We start from the raw sequence: 16870 nt of genomic DNA, 5'->3' as shown, positions 1-16870 counted from the left end.
TTGACCGTGCGGCAACTCCATGGGGATGCGTTACATCAAAGAGGGCCTCTGGACCCCTTGTTTCAGGGGGAGGTATGTGCCTTGTTATACTTTTGGCATGTCGTCGTACGCCCATCTGCTGGAGCCTAAAAAGCTCCCGGCACAGAAACGCTCGCAGGAAACCTATGAGTTGATCCTCAAGGTCACGGCGGAGTTGCTGGCCGATGTGGGTGTGGAGCGCCTGTCGACCAATCTGGTGTGCAAGCAGGCAGGCCTGTCGCCTCCGGCGCTGTATCGCTATTTCCCCAACAAGTACGCCTTGCTCCATGAACTGGGCGTGCGTCTGATGCGGGACCAGAACGAGTTGGTCGAGCGCTGGCTGACCCCAGAGGTGCTGCTCAAGCCGGCCGATTTACTGCATCCGGCTCTGGTGGGCCTGATGATGGACACGCACCGTGTCACGGCAGACACCACGGCGGGGGTCTGGATCACGCGGGCCTTGCGCGCCGTGCCCCTGCTCAACGAGGTTCGCATCGCGTCCCACCACGTGGTGACCGATCAATTGCAGGCTGCCATGATGATGGTGCACCCGGATGTCGATCCTGTGCGCCTGCGCATCAACATCCGCCTGTCGGTCGATGTGCTGTACTCGGCCATCGAGATGATGTTCGACGACCCGACGCTGGAGTTGCCGGTGGTGGTCGACAGTTGCGCCTGGCTGGTCTATGACCTGTTTGATCGCATGGGTGTGATCAGACCGTGATCTGAACCTGCGCTAGCCGGGGTCGACCGCGAAGCGCGCCACGACCCGATCGCCCCGCACCCCCAGCACATCACCGTGGTGCAGCAGGGCCTGCTCGCTCTGGGTGGGGCGCCAGAAGGTCCAGTCGTCCGGCCGCAGGGCGGGGGTGGCGGGCAGGGTCATCAACTGCTGATTGCTGGAGCGGCCCACGATCGACAGCTCGCGCAGGCCGCGCGGCCAGACAGGCTGTGCCATGAAGCGCCCACCGTACAGGTAGACCGATTGCGCGCGGGCGCTCAGATGGCGCCCCAGCCAACGCGAAAGGGGGGCCACGAAAGGCACCTCCAGTTGCGGGCTGACCTTGAGCACCGGGACGGCCAGCCACAGGGCCGGCGTGAAGGCCGCCAGGGTAGGCACATCAAAGTCGGCGGGTTTGAGCAGGGCCGACCCCACGGCCACGTCATTGAGCGGCGATGTGGCATCGTGCAGCGCCACGGTCGGGCTGCCGGCGCCATTGAAGATCAGATCGTCGCGCCACACGTCGGGGTGCCGCGTCTGGGCATGGTCGATGAAGGCGCGGTAGCGTGCCTGGCTCTGACGCACCGCCCGGGAGGGGCTGCTCCACCAGGGGGCCTTGGCGGCATGGGCGTCATAGCCCATGAAGCCCCACCAGCGCAGGGCCTGGGGGTGTTGTCTGATCAGGTCCAGCATCGGGTCCAGCGCGTCGGGGCTGGACACGCCGCCGCGGTGCAGGCCCACATCGATCTCCAGGCAGAGGCTCAGGCGTCGCTTCAGATCGAGCGCCAGATCCAGATACTGGCGCAGGCGCTCGGGGGTGTCGATCAGCCAGTGCGGGCCGGTGCCCGCGGCGATGCCCGCATCACGGTAATAGGCCCGCGCTGCCGCCACGGGCATGGGTTTGCCCAGCAGCAGATCCAGGTCGGGCGCATGGTGCGCGTAGTGGTTCAGCCAGGGGCGGTGAAAGACCATCAGCCGCTGGCAGGGCAGCCGCTCGATGATGAAGCACAGCAAGGGCAGGGAGGGGATGGACTTTTGCACCAGACGCAGGGACTGTCCCGGGGGGATCAACTGGCGCAGCGCGTCGATGTTGCGCTCCAGCGCGTCCAGGTCGACCACCAGGGTGGGCTCGCCCATGCCTTCGGCATCCAGGGCCTGGCTCAGGCGCTGGCAGGGCGGTGCGTCCTGGCGGGGGGTGGGCATGGTGGGCTCCATCAAGGGCTGCTCAGTATCTCAGGCGCCGGGCCAGGATCAGCAGCAGGGTGGCGGCCAGCACGCACACGGCGATGGCGGCGGCCACGCCCTGGGCTTGCCCCTCGGGCTGGGTGCCAATGATCGATGACACGAGCACGGGGCCGGCGCCACCACCGATGAGGGTGGTCAGGCCGTTGTAGATGCCGGCCCCAGGCCCCATGAGCTCGGGCGGCAATTGCCGCTGCACGATGGCGAATTCGCAGGCCGAGAAGGCCGAGATGCTGAACACGGCCAGCGCGAAGCCGGCGATGCTGAGGGGCAGGGTGGAGGCATGCAGGGCCATCCACAGGGCGGCACCGCCCCCGATGAACCCCAGGGCCCCCAGGGCGGCGCGTGCACCGGTGCGATCCCCCAGCCAGGACCACAGGGCCAGGCCCATGACGCCGCTCACATAGGGCAGGCTGGTGGCGTAAACCAGGTCGGCGTAGGGCAGGCCCTTGGTGGCCACAAAGTAGGTGGGCAGCCACGAGCTCAAGCCCACGGCCACGATGTTGTAGGCGATGCCCGAGGCCAGGATGAGCAGGACACCGGGCCGAGTCATGGCGTGCCAGAGGGCCCAGTCTGCGGGCGCGGCCGATGGCGGGTCGGCGCACTCGTCGATGTGCATCTGCTCCTGTGCCGTGATGGCGGGGTGATCTTGTGGGCGATCGAACACATGACGCCAGACCAGGGGCAGGGACAGCAGGGGGCCGGCCAGCGCCAGCAGCCAGAAGGTGGCTTGCCAGCCCACGGCGTGCATCAGCGGGATCAACAAGACTGGCGCCAGGCAGATGGCCAGCAGCAGGCCGGCCATCCAGACGCTGTTGGCACGTCCACGCTCCTGAGGTGGAAACCAGCGCTGGGTCAGCACATTCATCATCGGAAAGTGCACGCCTTCGGACAGGCCCAGCAGGAAACGGGTGGCCAGCAGCACCGTCAGCGAGGCCGACAGCCAGGCGCCCAGGGCCGTGAAGGTGGACCACAGCAGGATCACCAGCATCAGGCTGATGCGGGGCCCCAGTCGAGTGGCCGCGCCTGAGAGAAACAGGTTGGCCAGGCCATAGCCCACGTAGAAGGACGTCAGCAAGGTGCTGCCGTGGCTGCGTGTCTCGTCCACGCTCCAGCCGTAGTGCGAGGCCATCAGCGGCAGGGCCAGGCTGATGTTCATTCGGTCGAGATAGGCCACGAAGAGCGTGACCATCAAGGTCAGCGAGAGGCGCCAACGCAGGGCGGGTGCAGGGGGTGGGTGCGGGCTCGGCATGCCCTGGATGATAGATGAAAGATAGTGATGATTATTCTTGCTGCGTCGCACCATAGGGATCGTCCTGGGGTAGGCTGTCGCCATGACTGTCTCGACTCAACTCACTCTGCCTGGCTGGCTCCAGGGACCTCGCGGCAGGGGGCTGATGATGGCCGCCCTGGGCGCCATCGCGTTTTCCGGCAAGGCCATCGTGGCCAAGCTCATGTACAAGCTGGGCGCCGACGCCATCTCCGTGGTGGGTTTGCGCATGACCATGGCCTTTCCGCTGTTCCTGGTCATGGCCTGGTGGGCTGCGCGGCAGGCGGCGGGGGCGGCGTCGCTCACGCGTCGTCAGTGGTGGCAGGTGGTGGGCCTGGGGATCACGGGCTACTACCTGGCCAGCACGCTGGACTTCATGGGGTTGCAGTACATCAGCGCGAGCCTGGAGCGGGCCATTCTGTATCTCAATCCGACCATGGTGCTGATCCTGTCGGTGTGGTGGTTCCGCCAGCGCGTCACGGGCATGCAGTGGGCCGCCGTGGGGCTGGCCTATGCCGGGGTGGCGGTGGTGTGGCTGCACGACTGGGAGACTGCGCAATGGGCCGTGACGCGATCGCATGAACTGTCTGCCACCGAGGCCGTGACCTGGGGCTCCTTGCTGGTGCTGGGCAGTGCCTTGTCCTACGCCGTCTATCTGGTGGGCAGCGGCCGCCTGGTGCAGCAGATCGGCTCGCTGCGCCTGGTGGGCTATGCCTCCATCGTGGCTTGCGGCCTGTGTGCGCTGCAGTGGTTGCTGGTGTCTGTCTGGACCCAGGGGCAGGTGGGCTCCGTGTCCGGGCTGCCCTGGCAGGCCTATGCCTTGTCGGCGCTCAATGCCTCGGCGTGTACCGTGCTGCCGGTGTGGCTGCTGATGCGCGGGGTGCAGTTGCTGGGGGCCTCCATCGCGTCACAGGTGGGCATGATCGGTCCCTTGTCGACCATCTGGATGGCCGCGTGGTGGCTGGGTGAACCGGTCTCGCCTCAATTGATGCTGGGCACGGCGGCCATCCTGGCCGGGATCGTGTTGCTCACACGGGCTGGCAGTGGCGTGAGTGCTCAGCCGCCCACGCGAGCCAGGACCTGACGCAGGCACTGGGCCTGGGTGTCGATGGCGGGAGGCAAGGGCTGGTCGCCCACCAGCACGGCCTGGATGTAGCGTGCGGTGCTGTCGGCATCGAAGCCGGCGGGCAGGTCGGGCAGGGTGGTCAGCACGCCCTCGACAGGTGCGCGGCTGAGCTCGGCATCCCGCTGGCCCTGCACGAAGACCTCGAAGCGGGGCTGGCGGCGCGCGTCGGCCACGGGCTCGCCCTCGGTGCCCCGCATCAGCAAGGCCGTGCCCTGGCTGTGCAGCAGATAGTCGGTCAGTGAGTGGGCGTACTCGGGGTGGGTGTGGTTGACGACCTGCACGCCCGGCGTGCCCGGCGGCAAGGGGCGCAGCAGTTTGGCCACGGTGTGACCGGGGTTGCGCAGGCCGATGGTCCAGCGCACGTCCAGCAGGCGGGCCAGGCCCGGACACAGGGTGGCCGTGTCCATGAAGGCCGGGCGTCCAAGCTCCCAGGCCTGGGCGACGTCTTGCGCTGTGTGCGCCAGGGGCCAGCCCAGGGCCGAGAACACCTCTGCGGTGCTCACCCGGGTGGGGTCTTTCAAGGGGCCATGCACCAGCACGGCCGTGCCTTGACGCGCCAGATGCCCGGCCAGCAGGGCGGTCAGGTTGGGCAGCTTGCGGGCGCCGTTGTAGCTGGGCAGCAGGACCACACCGCCCGATGCCGGGGCGGGCAGGGGCAGGCAGCGCTCATGGGTGGCACGGACAAAGCCGTCGAGCTCGGCCGCCGTCTCGCCCTTGATGCGCATGGCCAGGGCAAAGGCCCCGACTTCCAGGTCCGTGACGCGACCGTCCAGAACCTGGCTCAGCAGGTCATGGGCTTGTTCCGTGCTGAGTGGCCGGGCGCCATCCTTGCCCCGGCCGATCTCCTTGATGTAGGCGGCGATGCTCATGATCCGCATTGTCGCTGCATGGCGGTGACCCAGTCTATGCCTGGGCCAAAACCGGATGCAACTTGATCAGAGTTTTGAGCGCGGGGATGCAGGAGCCACAGTTGGTGCCACATCGGAGCTGGCCTTGCAGCAAGGACAAGCGTTCGTCTGGCGATCCTGGACAGCTAGCCAGCGCTTGTGTGATGGCAGTTTCAGTCACATTGAAACAGGCGCAGATCTGCTTGCCTTTGGTGGGCATCTTGACCGGCGGTGTCGCCCCTGGCGAGAGCAGCGCCCGGCCATAGGCGTCGGCCAGCAGTTCATCTTGCAGCAAAGGCCTGATCCAGGCTTCTGCGCTGATGTCTCCTGCCAGCACAAATGCCTCCAGCTTGAGGCCATCGGGCGAGCGGTCCATGCGCATGGCCCGGTGTTGCCCCTGATGGCGGTCGTCGTAGCGCAGGACATCGTGCCCTTCGATGCCCATGAGTCGTTCGATCTGCTGGAGCACGCTGGTGCTGGCGGCGTCCTGGGCTGCGGCCCGGAACAGAACACCCACCTTGCCCTGCACGTGGGGCTCGCGGCCGAAGGGCACGCAACTGGTGTAGTTGAAGGCGGACATCAGGGGCTTGAGAGCCTCGCGTACGCGCAAGGCCTCATCCTGAGGCAGCCAGGCGACGGCCAGCAGGCGCCAGGGCAGATGCGCCTGGCTGATGTGAACGGCTGCGTGCTTGAGTTCCGGCTGGCGTGACTTGGGGCACAGGGCGGGCGAGGTCAGGGCATTGACGCCGGCGATGGCGCGACCCGAGGCATCGTGTCCGCTCAGCGCTTCCTGGCCCCAGTGCATCGGGATGTAGCACTGCATGCTGGTGATGCTCTCGCTGGGGTGGGCCGGCAGTGTCAGCTCTCCGCGTCGCGAAACCACCTGCACCAGATCGCCTGCGCGCAGATCCAGGCGCTGCATGTCCTGGGGGTTGAGCTCGATGGCAGGCTCGCTCACGTGGCCGAACAGGCGACCCAGCGTGCCGGTGCGACTCATGCCGTGCCATTGGTCTCTCAGGCGGCCGGTGTTGAGGCTGAACGGGAAGCGCGCATCGCATGGCTCGGAAACGGGCTCAGCACGCACCGCAGCAAAGCGTGCACGGCCGTCGGGCGTGGGGAATCGACCGTCTTCGTACAGACGGGCCCGACCTTGGGTGCTGCCCTCAGGCATGGGCCATTGCTGAGGCCCTTGGGTGTCCAGGATCTCGTAGCTCAGGCCAGTGATGTCCAGATCTCGGCCACGGGTGGATTCACGGTGTTCGTTCCAGATGGTTTCCGGGCGGTCGTAGTCGAACAGCGTGCGCACACCGGGGCGCCGTCCTTGGGTGAGTTCCGGCAGGCGTTGCTCCAGGCGGCGTCCCAGATCGGCCAGGATGTCCCAGTCATGACGGGCCAGACCTTGAGGTGCGATGGCCGGTCGCACGCGGCTGATGCGACGCTCGCTGTTGGTGACCGTGCCATCGCGTTCGCCCCAGGTCGTGGCGGGCAGGAGCAGGTCAGCATAGGCACAGGTGGCGGTGGTGGCAAACGCTTCCTGAACCACGACCAGCTCAGCGGTTTCCAGAGCCTTGCGCACGGTCGCCTGATCGGGCAGAGATTGGGCTGGGTTGGTGCAGGCGATCCACAAGGCCTTGATGTCACCGCGGGCCGCAGCTTCGAACATCTCGACGGCGGTCAGCCCTGGTGTGGCAGGAACGTCCTGCACGCCCCACAAGTGCGCGACTTCTGCACGGTGCTGCGGGTTGGACAGGTCTCGATGGGCGCTGAGCAAGTTGGCCATGCCCCCCACTTCACGCCCACCCATGGCATTGGGCTGGCCAGTCAGTGAGAAGGGCCCGGCTCCCGGGCGACCGATCTGACCCGTGGCCAGATGGAGATTGATCAGCGAGGCGTTCTTGTCGGTGCCTCTGCTGCTCTGATTGAGCCCCTGGCAGTACAGCGACAGCGTGGGGGTATGGGCGCCAAACCAGCGCGCTGCCTGGAGCAGGTCCGCGACGGCGATACCACAGATCGAGGCCACGGTGTCGGGAGGATAGTCGGCGACGATGGCGCGCAGCTCATCCCAGCCATGGGTGTGATCACGCACATAGCTCAGGTCGAGCAGGCCCTCGCTCAGCAGCACATGCAGCATGCCGTGAAAGAGCGCCACATCGGTGCCAGGCAGGATGGCCAGATGCAGATCGGCCATCTCGGCCGTTTCGGTCTTGCGCGGATCCACGACGATCAGCTTCATGGCCGGGTTGGCTCGCCGGGCATCTTCAATGCGGCGAAACAGGATGGGGTGAGCCCAGGCCGTATTGGCCCCGACGATGAACAATGTCTGGGCGTGCTGGAAGTCGTCGTAGCAGGCGGGCGGGGCGTCGGAGCCGAGCGTGGTCTTGTAGCCTGCCACGGCGCTGCTCATGCACAGGCGCGAGTTGGTGTCGACGTTGTTGGTGCCCAGCAGGCCTTTGACCAGCTTGTTGAGCACGTAATAGTCTTCGGTGAGCAATTGGCCGGAGCCATAGAAGCCCACCGCTTGCGGGCCATGGCGGCGCACGATGTCTGCCAGGCGTTCCGCGGCGTGGTCGAGCGCATCGTCCCAGGACAGGGGTTCTGCCTCGCTGCCTCTCGACATGCGGCGCTGTGGAAACAGCAGACGCGACTGGTCCTGCACGTGGGCGCCGGCGGTGAGGTGCAGGGTGCTGCCTTTGGTGCACAGGCGACCGAAGTTGGCCGGGTGATCGGGGTCACCCTGGACGTTGGTGATGCGCCCTTGCGTGGATTCGATGATCACGCCGCATCCCGTTCCGCAATAGGGACAGGTGGCGTGGGTGGTACGGACTCGGCTGTCGGAGGCCGCGACGATGGGGATGATGGTGCTCATGGCGCAGGAGTGAACGCAGGAGTGGTGCGCACTCAAGCAGTGGCAGAGGGCTCGTCGATGCGGATGCGGTGCACGGGGGCATTCTTTGTGGGGGGCTCTGACGCAGGCGGCTGTTGGGCTTGCCCGTCGCTGGCAGGACCAAACATCAGGAGATCGCGCTGCTCGCGGATGTTGCGCCCCTCACGAATCAACTGAAAGTAATAGCTGCTGTCGACCGTGTCGCCGTACAGGCAGGCGCCCACCAGCTTGTCGTCTTTGAGGACCAGCTTCTTGTAGACCCCATCCATCGGGTCGGACAAGGTGATGTCTTCTGTGTCATCGTCACCCATGAAATTGCCGGCAGAAAAGAGATCGATGCCAGTGACCTTGAGCTTGGTGGAAACTTGTGAACCCGTGTAGCGCCCGATGCCCTTGAGTGCCAGGTGGTTGGCGCATACCTTGCCCTGCTCGAACAGGGGCGCGACCAGCCCGTAGGCAATGCCGCGGTGGGCCGCGCATTCACCCACCGCGTAGACGCGTGGATCGGTCACGGTCTGCAGGGTGTCGGTGACAACGATGCCGCGGTTGCAGTAGATGCCAATCTTTTCGGCCAGCTCGGTGTGGGGGCGGATCCCTGCTGCCATGACCACCAGATCCGCGGAGATCTGGGTGCCATCCTTGAAACGCACGGCTGAGACCCGGCCTGATCGACCATCGACACTGTCGCTCACCAGCTCCTGAGTCTGCGCGCCCAGCATGAACGTCAGCCCACGCTCTTCCAGCGAGCGCTGCAGCAGTTTGGCGGCCACCTCGTCCAGTTGCCGCTCCAGCAACCAGGGGCCGATGTGCACCACGGTGACCTTCATGCCGCGCTGCATCAGGCCATTGGCCGCTTCCAGACCCAGCAGACCTCCTCCGATGACCACGGCGTGGCGATGCGTCTGTGCGGTCTTGATCATGGCCTCGGTGTCGGCGATGTCGCGATAGGCGATCACCCCTTCCAGGTCTTTGCCCGGGACCGGCAAGATGAAGGGTTTGGAGCCTGTCGCCAACAGCAGTCGATCGTATTCGGCCTGGGTGCCGTCGTCTGCCGTCACGATGCGCCGGGTACGGTCGATGCCGACCACCTTCTTGCCCATGTGCAGCGTGATGCCGTGTTGGGCGTACCACTCGACGGAATTGAGGATGATCTCGTCCACCGTCTGCTCGCCTGCGAGCACGGGAGACAAGAGAATGCGGTTGTAGTTGGGGTGCGGTTCTGCACCAAAGACGGTGATGTCGTAGAGATCGGGGGCGATCTTCAGCAACTCTTCCAGCGTGCGGACGCCGGCCATGCCGTTGCCCACCAGCACCAGTTTCATCTTCTTCATGCGAATGCTCCACAGCGGGGAATCTTTTATGGCTGTTCACAAGCAAGTCCGAGGCCAAGTGTCGGGTTCTCTGCACCGGTGTGGGTTGGCGCACCTTGGCTGGGCAGGAAACTTGCTGCATCGATGCTTCAAACACGATCGGTGCACAGGGTTGGTGCCGACATGCGCTGAGAGAGATCGAACAAGCTGGGTCTGGATATGAGTTTTGAACTGGATGTGGGGCTCGCCTGCGAGCGCGGGATGCGTGAGCGACTGGAAGATCATGCGGCGGTGGCGTACCCACCCGCCCATCAGGCCGGGTTCGGCGTGATTGCGGCCCTGGCCGATGGTGTGTCCGGTGGAGGTGGTGGGCGTGAGGCTGCGCAGTCGGCGGTGCTGGCATTGACAGCCGACTATCACGCGACGCCGGCGACCTGGGACACCACCGTGGCCCTGGATCGGCTGATCGGCGCGCACAACGCCTGGCTGTGCGACCACAATCGCCGACGTCAGGTCTTTCGGGATGCGCCGCTGGGCATGACGACACTGACAGCGCTGGTCCTCCGAGGGCATGGCTATACCGTGGCTCACGTGGGGGATACACGTGCCTGGTTGATCCGGGGAGGGGAGTGCAGCCTCTTGACTCAGGACCACACCATGGGGGGGCATGAGTTCAACAATGGGCTCACTCGCGCTCTGGGGATGGAGGATTCGGTTCGTGTCGACTACACCGAAGGCGATATCCAGATTGGCGATGTGCTTGTGCTGACCAGCGACGGTGTGCACGGTGTGCTCAAACGTCGACAGATTGCGATGCTGGCCACCCAGGGCAGCGCACAGGAGGCCAGTGAAGCCCTGGTCTCCAAGGCGCTTGTGTCGGGGTCGACCGACAATGCCACGGCACTGGTGCTTCGTGTGTGCGGTCTGACGGGGGCTCAACTGGAAGACGCTCAGCGCCGTGGACGCATCCTGCCGGTGCCTCCGCGATGGAACGCCGGTGCGCGTGTGGACAACATGACGGTGCTATCGCTGGTGGCCAACAACGGCGTGCACCGCGTGTACCAGGTGCAGCGCCATGAAGATGGGCAACTGCTGGCGCTCAAGACCTTGCATGAGGCGCGAGCCAATGACCCCGAAGAGCGGGCCATGCTGGCCCATGAGGCCTGGCTGGGCGCGCGCATCACCGAGCGGGATTCACGCGGCCTGATCCGTGCGATCGAGCCTTTGAACCCGACCTGCTTCTATACCTTGTCCGAGTGGCAGGAGGGGCAGACCTTGCGCCAACTGATGGAGGGGCGCCGTCAGGAGGTGGCCGAAGTCGTGCATGCCTGCATGGTCATCTGCCGCGCCGTGGGGCGTCTGCACCAGCATGGGGTGATCCATCGCGACATCAAGCCCGAAAACGTGCATCTGGGCAAGGATGGGCAGTGGCGCCTGATCGATCTGGGAGTGGCCTTGTCCGGGCAGGAGCCCAAGGCGCTGCGCAGCCTGCATGCGGGCACGCCCAGCTACATCAACCCCGAGCAATGGGGGGACGATCCGCAAAGTTCGCAAGCCAGCCAGGCCAGTGATCTCTACGCCCTGGGGGTGACCTTGTATGAGTGGCTGACGGGCAAGTTGCCCTACGGTGAGATCGAGCCCTACCAGTTGGGCCGCTTCCGCCGTGACCCTGTGGCGCCCTCCCGGCTGAGGCCGGATGTGCCCATCTGGCTCGATCACGTGGTGCTCAAGGCCGTGGCGCGCGATCCCCGGCAGCGCTTCGAGACGGCCGAAGAGATGCTGCTGGCCTTGGAGCGGGGTGCCTCGCGGCCTCTGGGGGCCCCGCAGGCCACACCCTTGCTGGCACGTGATCCGGCGGCGGCCTGGAAGATCGCCCTGGCGGTCTCCGTGCTGTTCAATGTCCTGCTGGCGTACTGGCTGGTGTTCTTGCCCAGCCGCTGAAATGACCACAGGGGCCGATGGCCCCTGTGGTCTCCTCCCTGTGGCCGCTCAGCGAGCCTGTGATGACAGCGATCCGTTGGTGTTGCCGTGCTGGACCAGGGCCTCGCCCATGGCTGTGCTGCGCGCGCGGCCTCCCTTCTCGGCCCAGGTGCGCGTCCAGCGGATCTGCATCACGCGCATCATCACCAGCACAGCCACGCCAAGGGCGGCGAAGGCGGCAAAGCCGTAGAAGTAGCTGCCCGAATACTGCTTGGACAGGCCCATGGCGTTGGGGATGAAGCCGCCACCCAGGGCGCCCAGTTCACCAATCATGGAGCCCGCCACGGCCGTGGTCAGCGGCCAGCGCAGGGGCACGAGCTGGAACAGCGCGCCATTGCCGGCCCCCAGGGATGCGAAGCACAGCATGAACAGCAAGGTGGTGATGGCCAGGTTCTGGCCCATCGTGCCGCAGATCACCAGTGTCACGATGACCAGGGCCAGCACGCCAGTGAGGGCGTTGATGCCGCCCCAGCGATCCGACACATAGCCGCCCACGATGCGGGTGGCCGAGCCCATCAGCGTGGCCAGCATGGTGAGCTGACCGGCTTCGATCTTGGACACCTTGAACTGGTCATGGAAGTAGGTGGGCAGGAAGTTGGCCAGACCGATGAAGCCACCGAAGGTGATCACATAGATCAGGCTGAAGGCCCAGCCATCTTTCTCGAACAGGCAGGCGATGTGCTCGCGGAAGGACTGATGTTCGATGTCAGGCGGCTCTTTGGCGATCACGGCCATGACGATCATGGGCAGCACCATGGTGATGGCAGCCAGTCCGTACACGGCCTGCCAGCCAAAGCGCGCGGCCAGGGGCGGAGCGAACAGCACCGCCAGCACCGTGCCACTGTTGCCAGCGCCCGCAATGCCCATGGCCAGGCCCTTGTACTTGGCGGGGAACCAGCCCGAGCCCAGCGACAGGGCGATCCCGAAGCTGCCGCCGGCAATGCCCAGCAGGACGCCCATGGCCAGCACCTCGTTGTGGGTGTCGACAAAGACGTAGCCGAACAGCAGAGCCAGAACGATCAGCCCCATCTCCGCCATGGCCGCGTTCTTGCGGCCGATGTACTGGGCCAGCACACCCAGGGGGAAGCGCATCAGTGCGCCCGCCAGGATGGGCACCGAGATCATGAATCCCTTCTGGGCCGGCGAGAGATTGAAGGTCTCGCTGATGAACGGCGCCATGGCACCGTTCAGCACCCAGATGGCGAAGGTGAAGTCGAAATAGAGAAAGGAAGCCAGAAGGGTCGGCGCGTGGCCTGACCGCAGAAAGGTCTTGAAGTTGCTCATATGAATTCTCAGCGTGGTGCACGGACCTGCTTTGGGTCCATGCTGGTGCCACATCCAATGCAGAATCCGTGCCAGATCGGTGCGAGCGTCTTTGGTGCATCGCCTGAGGTCGAGGGCCCCCCTGATGCGGGGCCGGCTGCGGGAGCAGGCTCAAGCGGTGTGACAATCACGCCCATTGAGCAGGAGATTCCATGAGCATCAAGTCAGACCGCTGGATCCGCCGCATGGCCGAAGAGCACGGCATGATCGAGCCTTTCGAGCCCGGACAGGTCCGTCAATCCGCCGATGGCCAGAAGATCGTGAGCTATGGCACCAGCAGCTACGGCTACGACATCCGTTGCGCCCCCGAGTTCAAGGTCTTCACCAACATCCACTCCACGGTGGTGGATCCCAAGAACTTCGACGAAAAGAGCTTTGTCGACATCAACAGCGATGTCTGCATCATTCCGCCCAACAGCTTTGCGCTGGCCCGCACGGTCGAGTACTTCCGCATCCCGCGCAATGTGCTGACCATCTGCCTGGGCAAGAGCACCTATGCGCGTTGCGGCATCATCGTCAACGTCACCCCCTTCGAGCCCGAATGGGAAGGCTACGTCACCCTGGAGTTCAGCAACACCACGCCGCTGCCTGCCAAGATCTACGCTGGCGAAGGTTGCGCGCAGGTGCTGTTCTTCGAGAGTGACGAGGTCTGCGAAACCAGTTACCGTGACCGAGGTGGCAAATATCAGGGTCAACGCGGCGTCACCTTGCCTAAAACTTGAGCGTGCTCGGCCGATAAGGTCGTATAGACACTCAATTCAAGGATGCGCGGACCAGATTCATCAGGTAGGATTCAAGGCTGAGTTGAGTGCATTTGGCACGCCGGGACGTTCATATGGTTCCGTTTCCCCATGTTCATGGGGGAGCGAGAAAAAATGCCGATGAACAGAGTCCGGCTGTATGGTCACACGGAAGTTCTCATGAGCTTCAGGGAGGGGGTGGTCATGTATCAACGCTCTTGTAGTACCTTTTTTGTTTGGGCCTATCCCCCATGCGCCGACCCCTTCAATCCCCTGCGTTGATCAACGCGTTCTATGACAGTGTTCGTCCCGAGCAGCGTGAAACCGCTCAGGCGATCCAGAAAGTCATACTGGCCACCGCGCCTCAGTTGCGCCCCGAAGTGAAGTGGGGCAACCTGGTCTTCACCAACGACGGCGACAACCTGCTGGCCATTGTCATGTTCAAGGCCAATGCCCACCTGCAGGTCTTCAACGGTGTGCTGCTGCTCAGCGATTTCCCCGAGCTTCAGGGCGCGGGCAAAGGCATGAGACACGTCAAGTTCCGCTACCGTCAGCCGATCGATGAAAAGCTGATTGCCGAACTCACGCAAGCCAGCGTCGACGCCTGGGGCCGCTCCTTGCGATAGGGTTATTGCGGCCCAGGCTGTCACGAGCGAGTCGAGCTTCCTACAATCGAAGACGTGATGTCAGCCAATCCCATGCTCCTGGTCAATGCCGATCTCCACTGTCACTCCAATGTGTCTGATGGCACCTTGGCGCCAGAGGATGTGGCGGCGCGAGCCCATCGCAACGGGGTCCAGCTCTGGGCCCTGACCGACCACGATGAGGTGGGAGGTCAGGCGCGTGCGCGTCGCGCGGCCCATGCCCTGGGTATGGACTACCTGACCGGCACGGAGATCTCCGTGAGCTTTGCGCACCAGACGGTGCACATCGTCGGCCTGGGTTTCGATGAAGAAGACACCGAACTGGTGCAGGGGCTGGTCACCACGCGTGGTGGCCGTGAGCGGCGTGCCCGCGACATGGCCGATGGACTGGCCCGTGTGGGCATCCCCGGAGCCTTCGAGGGGGCGCTCAAGTACGTGGGCAACCCCGATCTGATCTCGCGCACCCACTTTGCACGCTACCTGGTCGAAGCGGGTGTGTGCTCGGACACCCATGAGGTCTTCCGTCACTACCTGACTGAGGGCAAGCCTGGCTATGTCGAGCACCGCTGGGCCAGCCTGCGCGATGCTGTGCGCTGGATCACGCAGGCCGGTGGTGTGGCCGTGATCGCCCATCCGGGGCGCTATGACTTCACGCCCAATGAAGAGTTTGCCCTGTTCAGCGAGTTCAAGTCGCACGGTGGGCGCGGGGTTGAAGTCGTGACCGGCAGTCACACGCAGGCCGAATACGGCAAGTACGCCGACATGGCGGTGGAGTTCGATCTGCTGGCGTCGCGCGGATCGGATTTCCATGACCCCGCCGAGAGTCACACCGATCTGGGCACGCTGCCTGGACTGCCCTCACGGCTCACCCCGGTCTGGGAAGCCCTGGCGTCGCGCATCGCCCGCGCCTGAGCAGGAGAGGGCAGCCCCGCTGCCAGGTGCTGCTAACCTTGCACCATGGCCCAATTCTTTGAAGTTCACCCCGAACACCCACAGCCACGCCTGCTCAAGCAGGCAGCGGCCATCCTGACGCAGGGCGGCGTGGCGGCCGTGCCCACGGATTCCAGCTATGCCCTGGTTTGCCAGCTTGACGACAAGGCGGCCGTCGACGCCTTGCGGCGCATCCGTGGCGTCGACGAGCGGCACCATCTGACCTTGCTGTGTCGGGATCTGTCCGAGCTGGCCAACTATGCGCGGGTCGACAACAAGCAGTACCGGCTGGTCAAGCTGGGCACACCGGGGCCCTACACCTTCATACTGGAAGCCACCAAGGAAGTGCCGCGCCGGGTGTCACACCCGTCTCGGCGCACCATCGGCCTGCGCGTGCCCGATCATCGGGTCACCCAGTCGCTGCTGGAGATCCTGGGGCAGCCCTTGCTGGCCACGACCTTGATCATGCCCGGAGAGGATCACGCCCTCAATGACGCCAATGAGATCCGTGAGCGTCTGGAAAAGCAGGTGCAGGCCATCATCGACGCCGGGGCCTGCCCCATGGAGCCGACCACCGTGATCGATCTCTCCAAGGGTGGGGCCGAGGTGGTGCGCGAGGGGCGAGGGCCGCTGTCCACGCTCGGTCTGTGACCCCGAGGTGCTGCTCAGCTCAGCGTTGCAAGGCCTGGCTGAGCCACGCAGGGTCAAAACCCAGGCGCCACTGACCTTTCACGCGCATCAAGGGGACGCCGGGCGCCCCCTGGGCCTGAAACTCCATCTGGCAGATCTGATCCGTCTCCACATTGCACTCTCGCCAGGGCACTTGATGCCGCTTCAGCCAGGCGCGAGCGGAAGCGCAGTAAGGGCACTCCGTCGTCGTGTACATGACGATGTCCCCGGGGCCCGCCAGTCGCTGGATCTCCTGGACCGCGTGGGTGCTGCGCCACCACTGCCAGCCCTGATGACCGCCCCACACCAGCAGGAGCAGCAGCGCGAGCGACCACAGGGAGGTGGGGCGACGCGGCGGTGGAGGTGCGGATTCGGGCATGGAAGGGGGTCAGTTCCGGCCCGGGCCGGGCGCGCTGGCCTTCTGGCCGATCTTGCTTTCCTGGCCGGCCAGCAGCTTGCGGATGTTGGCCTCATGGCGCCAGATCAGCAGGATGCTCATGACGATGATGCCCATGGCCATGGGGCCCCAGCCGCCCAGCACCACCTGAATGATCGGCGCAGCCACGGCCGCGCACAAGGAGGCCAGGGAGGAGTAACGCGTCACGATGGCCACCGCCAGCCACACCAGCAGAGCCAGCCCCCCCATGGCGGGGTCGTAGGCGAGCAGGGCGCCCGCAGCCGTGGCGACGCCCTTGCCGCCTTCGAACTTGAAGAACACCGGCCACAGATGGCCCAGGAAGGCACCCAGGCCCACCAGGGTCACGGCGGTATCGTCCAGGCCGAGCTGACGGGCCACGATGATGGGAATGGTGGCCTTGAGCGCGTCAAAAACCAGGGTCAGGATGGCCGCGGCCTTGTTGCCCGAGCGCAGCACATTGGTGGCGCCGGGGTTGCCTGAGCCGTAGTTGCGGGGGTCGTCCAGCCCGAACAGGCGGCTGATGATCACGGCAAAGGAGAGCGAGCCGATGAGGTAGCCCACCAGGGCGCCCAGGGCGGCGGTGAGCGTGGGTGACAGGGTGTGAGTGTCCATCTCGGTGAGACCTAGGAGAGATCGCTGCGCATGCGGCGCGGGAGGCGCAAGTGTAGGGCACGGGGGCCTGGGGAAATCCCAGCGGTGGCTGCCTGA

14 protein-coding genes and 1 pseudogene are annotated in these 16870 nt (G+C 65.1%); 7 read left to right on the top strand and 8 right to left on the bottom strand.

Annotated elements, in window-relative coordinates:
* The first annotated feature begins 97 nt into the window (after positions 1–97).
* Positions 98–742, top strand: coding sequence for a helix-turn-helix domain-containing protein (locus tag VFW84_RS02445; RefSeq protein ID WP_329678842.1), 645 nt, complete (start codon positions 98–100; stop codon positions 740–742).
* Between the two features lie 12 nt (positions 743–754).
* Here the strand turns inward: VFW84_RS02445 and VFW84_RS02440 are convergent, their stop codons facing one another.
* Both VFW84_RS02440 and VFW84_RS02435 read right to left on the bottom strand, forming a co-directional pair.
* Positions 755–1942: an alanine racemase gene (locus VFW84_RS02440; protein ID WP_329678841.1), complete on the bottom strand. Its 1188-nt coding sequence runs from the start codon at positions 1940–1942 to the stop codon at positions 755–757.
* Positions 1943–1964: 22 nt separating this feature from the next.
* On the bottom strand, positions 1965–3233 hold the full coding sequence (locus VFW84_RS02435; protein WP_329678840.1) for an MFS transporter: 1269 nt from the start codon (positions 3231–3233) through the stop codon (positions 1965–1967).
* Positions 3234–3315: 82 nt separating this feature from the next.
* On the opposite strand from VFW84_RS02435, the gene VFW84_RS02430 reads away from it, so the two are divergent.
* Entirely contained in the window at positions 3316–4335 is a 1020-nt protein-coding gene (locus VFW84_RS02430) for a DMT family transporter (RefSeq protein WP_329678839.1), read from the top strand.
* Here VFW84_RS02430 and ybiB read toward each other — a convergent pair.
* The 3 genes and pseudogenes from ybiB to VFW84_RS02415 all read right to left on the bottom strand — a co-directional run.
* Entirely contained in the window at positions 4308–5246 is a 939-nt protein-coding gene (ybiB, locus tag VFW84_RS02425; RefSeq protein WP_329678838.1) for a DNA-binding protein YbiB, read from the bottom strand. The genes VFW84_RS02430 and ybiB overlap by 28 nt on opposite strands.
* 34 nt (positions 5247–5280) lie before the next feature.
* Positions 5281–8130 carry a molybdopterin-dependent oxidoreductase gene (locus VFW84_RS02420; RefSeq protein ID WP_329678837.1) on the bottom strand — a complete coding sequence of 950 codons (2850 nt, stop codon included), beginning with the start codon at positions 8128–8130 and terminating at the stop codon, positions 5281–5283.
* A 122-nt stretch (positions 8131–8252) separates the two neighbouring features.
* Positions 8253–9479: pseudogene (locus VFW84_RS02415) on the bottom strand (NAD(P)/FAD-dependent oxidoreductase); the annotation flags it as partial.
* 198 nt (positions 9480–9677) lie between these two features.
* On the opposite strand from VFW84_RS02415, the gene VFW84_RS02410 reads away from it, so the two are divergent.
* On the top strand, positions 9678–11399 hold the full coding sequence (locus VFW84_RS02410) for a bifunctional protein-serine/threonine kinase/phosphatase (RefSeq protein WP_329678836.1): 1722 nt from the start codon (positions 9678–9680) through the stop codon (positions 11397–11399).
* A 48-nt stretch (positions 11400–11447) separates the two neighbouring features.
* On the opposite strand, the gene VFW84_RS02405 is transcribed toward VFW84_RS02410, so the two are convergent.
* Positions 11448–12722: an MFS transporter gene (locus VFW84_RS02405; RefSeq protein ID WP_329678835.1), complete on the bottom strand. Its 1275-nt coding sequence runs from the start codon at positions 12720–12722 to the stop codon at positions 11448–11450.
* Between the two features lie 191 nt (positions 12723–12913).
* Here VFW84_RS02405 and dcd point away from each other — a divergent pair, with 191 nt between their 5' ends.
* From dcd to VFW84_RS02385, 4 genes are all read left to right on the top strand, one after another.
* Positions 12914–13483: a dCTP deaminase gene (gene dcd, locus VFW84_RS02400; protein WP_329678834.1), complete on the top strand. Its 570-nt coding sequence runs from the start codon at positions 12914–12916 to the stop codon at positions 13481–13483.
* A 269-nt stretch (positions 13484–13752) separates the two neighbouring features.
* The gene (locus tag VFW84_RS02395) at positions 13753–14127 is read left to right on the top strand and encodes a DUF1801 domain-containing protein (RefSeq protein WP_329678833.1); all 375 of its coding nucleotides are present in this window, start codon (positions 13753–13755) and stop codon (positions 14125–14127) included.
* Positions 14128–14184: 57 nt separating this feature from the next.
* Positions 14185–15057 (top strand): 3',5'-nucleoside bisphosphate phosphatase, encoded by an 873-nt coding sequence (locus tag VFW84_RS02390; protein ID WP_329678832.1) that lies wholly within the window; start codon positions 14185–14187, stop codon positions 15055–15057.
* A 45-nt stretch (positions 15058–15102) separates the two neighbouring features.
* Positions 15103–15726 (top strand): L-threonylcarbamoyladenylate synthase, encoded by a 624-nt coding sequence (locus VFW84_RS02385; protein ID WP_329678831.1) that lies wholly within the window; start codon positions 15103–15105, stop codon positions 15724–15726.
* A 19-nt stretch (positions 15727–15745) separates the two neighbouring features.
* Here the strand turns inward: VFW84_RS02385 and VFW84_RS02380 are convergent, their stop codons facing one another.
* A complete protein-coding gene (locus tag VFW84_RS02380) occupies positions 15746–16123 on the bottom strand; it encodes a glutaredoxin family protein (RefSeq protein WP_329678830.1) in 378 nt (125 codons plus the stop codon).
* Positions 16124–16132: 9 nt separating this feature from the next.
* Complete coding sequence (gene plsY, locus VFW84_RS02375) at positions 16133–16774, bottom strand: glycerol-3-phosphate 1-O-acyltransferase PlsY (RefSeq protein WP_329678829.1); 642 nt, start codon at positions 16772–16774, stop codon at positions 16133–16135.
* Positions 16775–16870 lie beyond the last annotated feature (96 nt).

The sequence above is a fragment of the Aquabacterium sp. genome (assembly GCF_036279655.1).
Lineage (GTDB): Bacteria > Pseudomonadota > Gammaproteobacteria > Burkholderiales > Burkholderiaceae_C > Aquabacterium.
Note: the sequence above shows the minus strand (reverse complement) of the source record. Positions and strands in the feature narration are given on the sequence as shown.

What these genes read in the sequence shown, in the direction of transcription:
- VFW84_RS02445 (WP_329678842.1), top strand. Translation starts at nt 98, where the DNA reads ATGTCGTCGTACGCCCATCTGCTGGAGCCTAAAAAGCTCCCGGCACAG.
- VFW84_RS02440 (WP_329678841.1), bottom strand. Translation starts at nt 1,942, where the DNA reads ATGCCCACCCCCCGCCAGGACGCACCGCCCTGCCAGCGCCTGAGCCAG.
- VFW84_RS02435 (WP_329678840.1), bottom strand. Translation starts at nt 3,233, where the DNA reads ATGCCGAGCCCGCACCCACCCCCTGCACCCGCCCTGCGTTGGCGCCTC.
- VFW84_RS02430 (WP_329678839.1), top strand. Translation starts at nt 3,316, where the DNA reads ATGACTGTCTCGACTCAACTCACTCTGCCTGGCTGGCTCCAGGGACCT.
- ybiB (WP_329678838.1), bottom strand. Translation starts at nt 5,246, where the DNA reads ATGAGCATCGCCGCCTACATCAAGGAGATCGGCCGGGGCAAGGATGGC.
- VFW84_RS02420 (WP_329678837.1), bottom strand. Translation starts at nt 8,130, where the DNA reads ATGAGCACCATCATCCCCATCGTCGCGGCCTCCGACAGCCGAGTCCGT.
- VFW84_RS02410 (WP_329678836.1), top strand. Translation starts at nt 9,678, where the DNA reads ATGAGTTTTGAACTGGATGTGGGGCTCGCCTGCGAGCGCGGGATGCGT.
- VFW84_RS02405 (WP_329678835.1), bottom strand. Translation starts at nt 12,722, where the DNA reads ATGAGCAACTTCAAGACCTTTCTGCGGTCAGGCCACGCGCCGACCCTT.
- dcd (WP_329678834.1), top strand. Translation starts at nt 12,914, where the DNA reads ATGAGCATCAAGTCAGACCGCTGGATCCGCCGCATGGCCGAAGAGCAC.
- VFW84_RS02395 (WP_329678833.1), top strand. Translation starts at nt 13,753, where the DNA reads ATGCGCCGACCCCTTCAATCCCCTGCGTTGATCAACGCGTTCTATGAC.
- VFW84_RS02390 (WP_329678832.1), top strand. Translation starts at nt 14,185, where the DNA reads ATGTCAGCCAATCCCATGCTCCTGGTCAATGCCGATCTCCACTGTCAC.
- VFW84_RS02385 (WP_329678831.1), top strand. Translation starts at nt 15,103, where the DNA reads ATGGCCCAATTCTTTGAAGTTCACCCCGAACACCCACAGCCACGCCTG.
- VFW84_RS02380 (WP_329678830.1), bottom strand. Translation starts at nt 16,123, where the DNA reads ATGCCCGAATCCGCACCTCCACCGCCGCGTCGCCCCACCTCCCTGTGG.
- plsY (WP_329678829.1), bottom strand. Translation starts at nt 16,774, where the DNA reads ATGGACACTCACACCCTGTCACCCACGCTCACCGCCGCCCTGGGCGCC.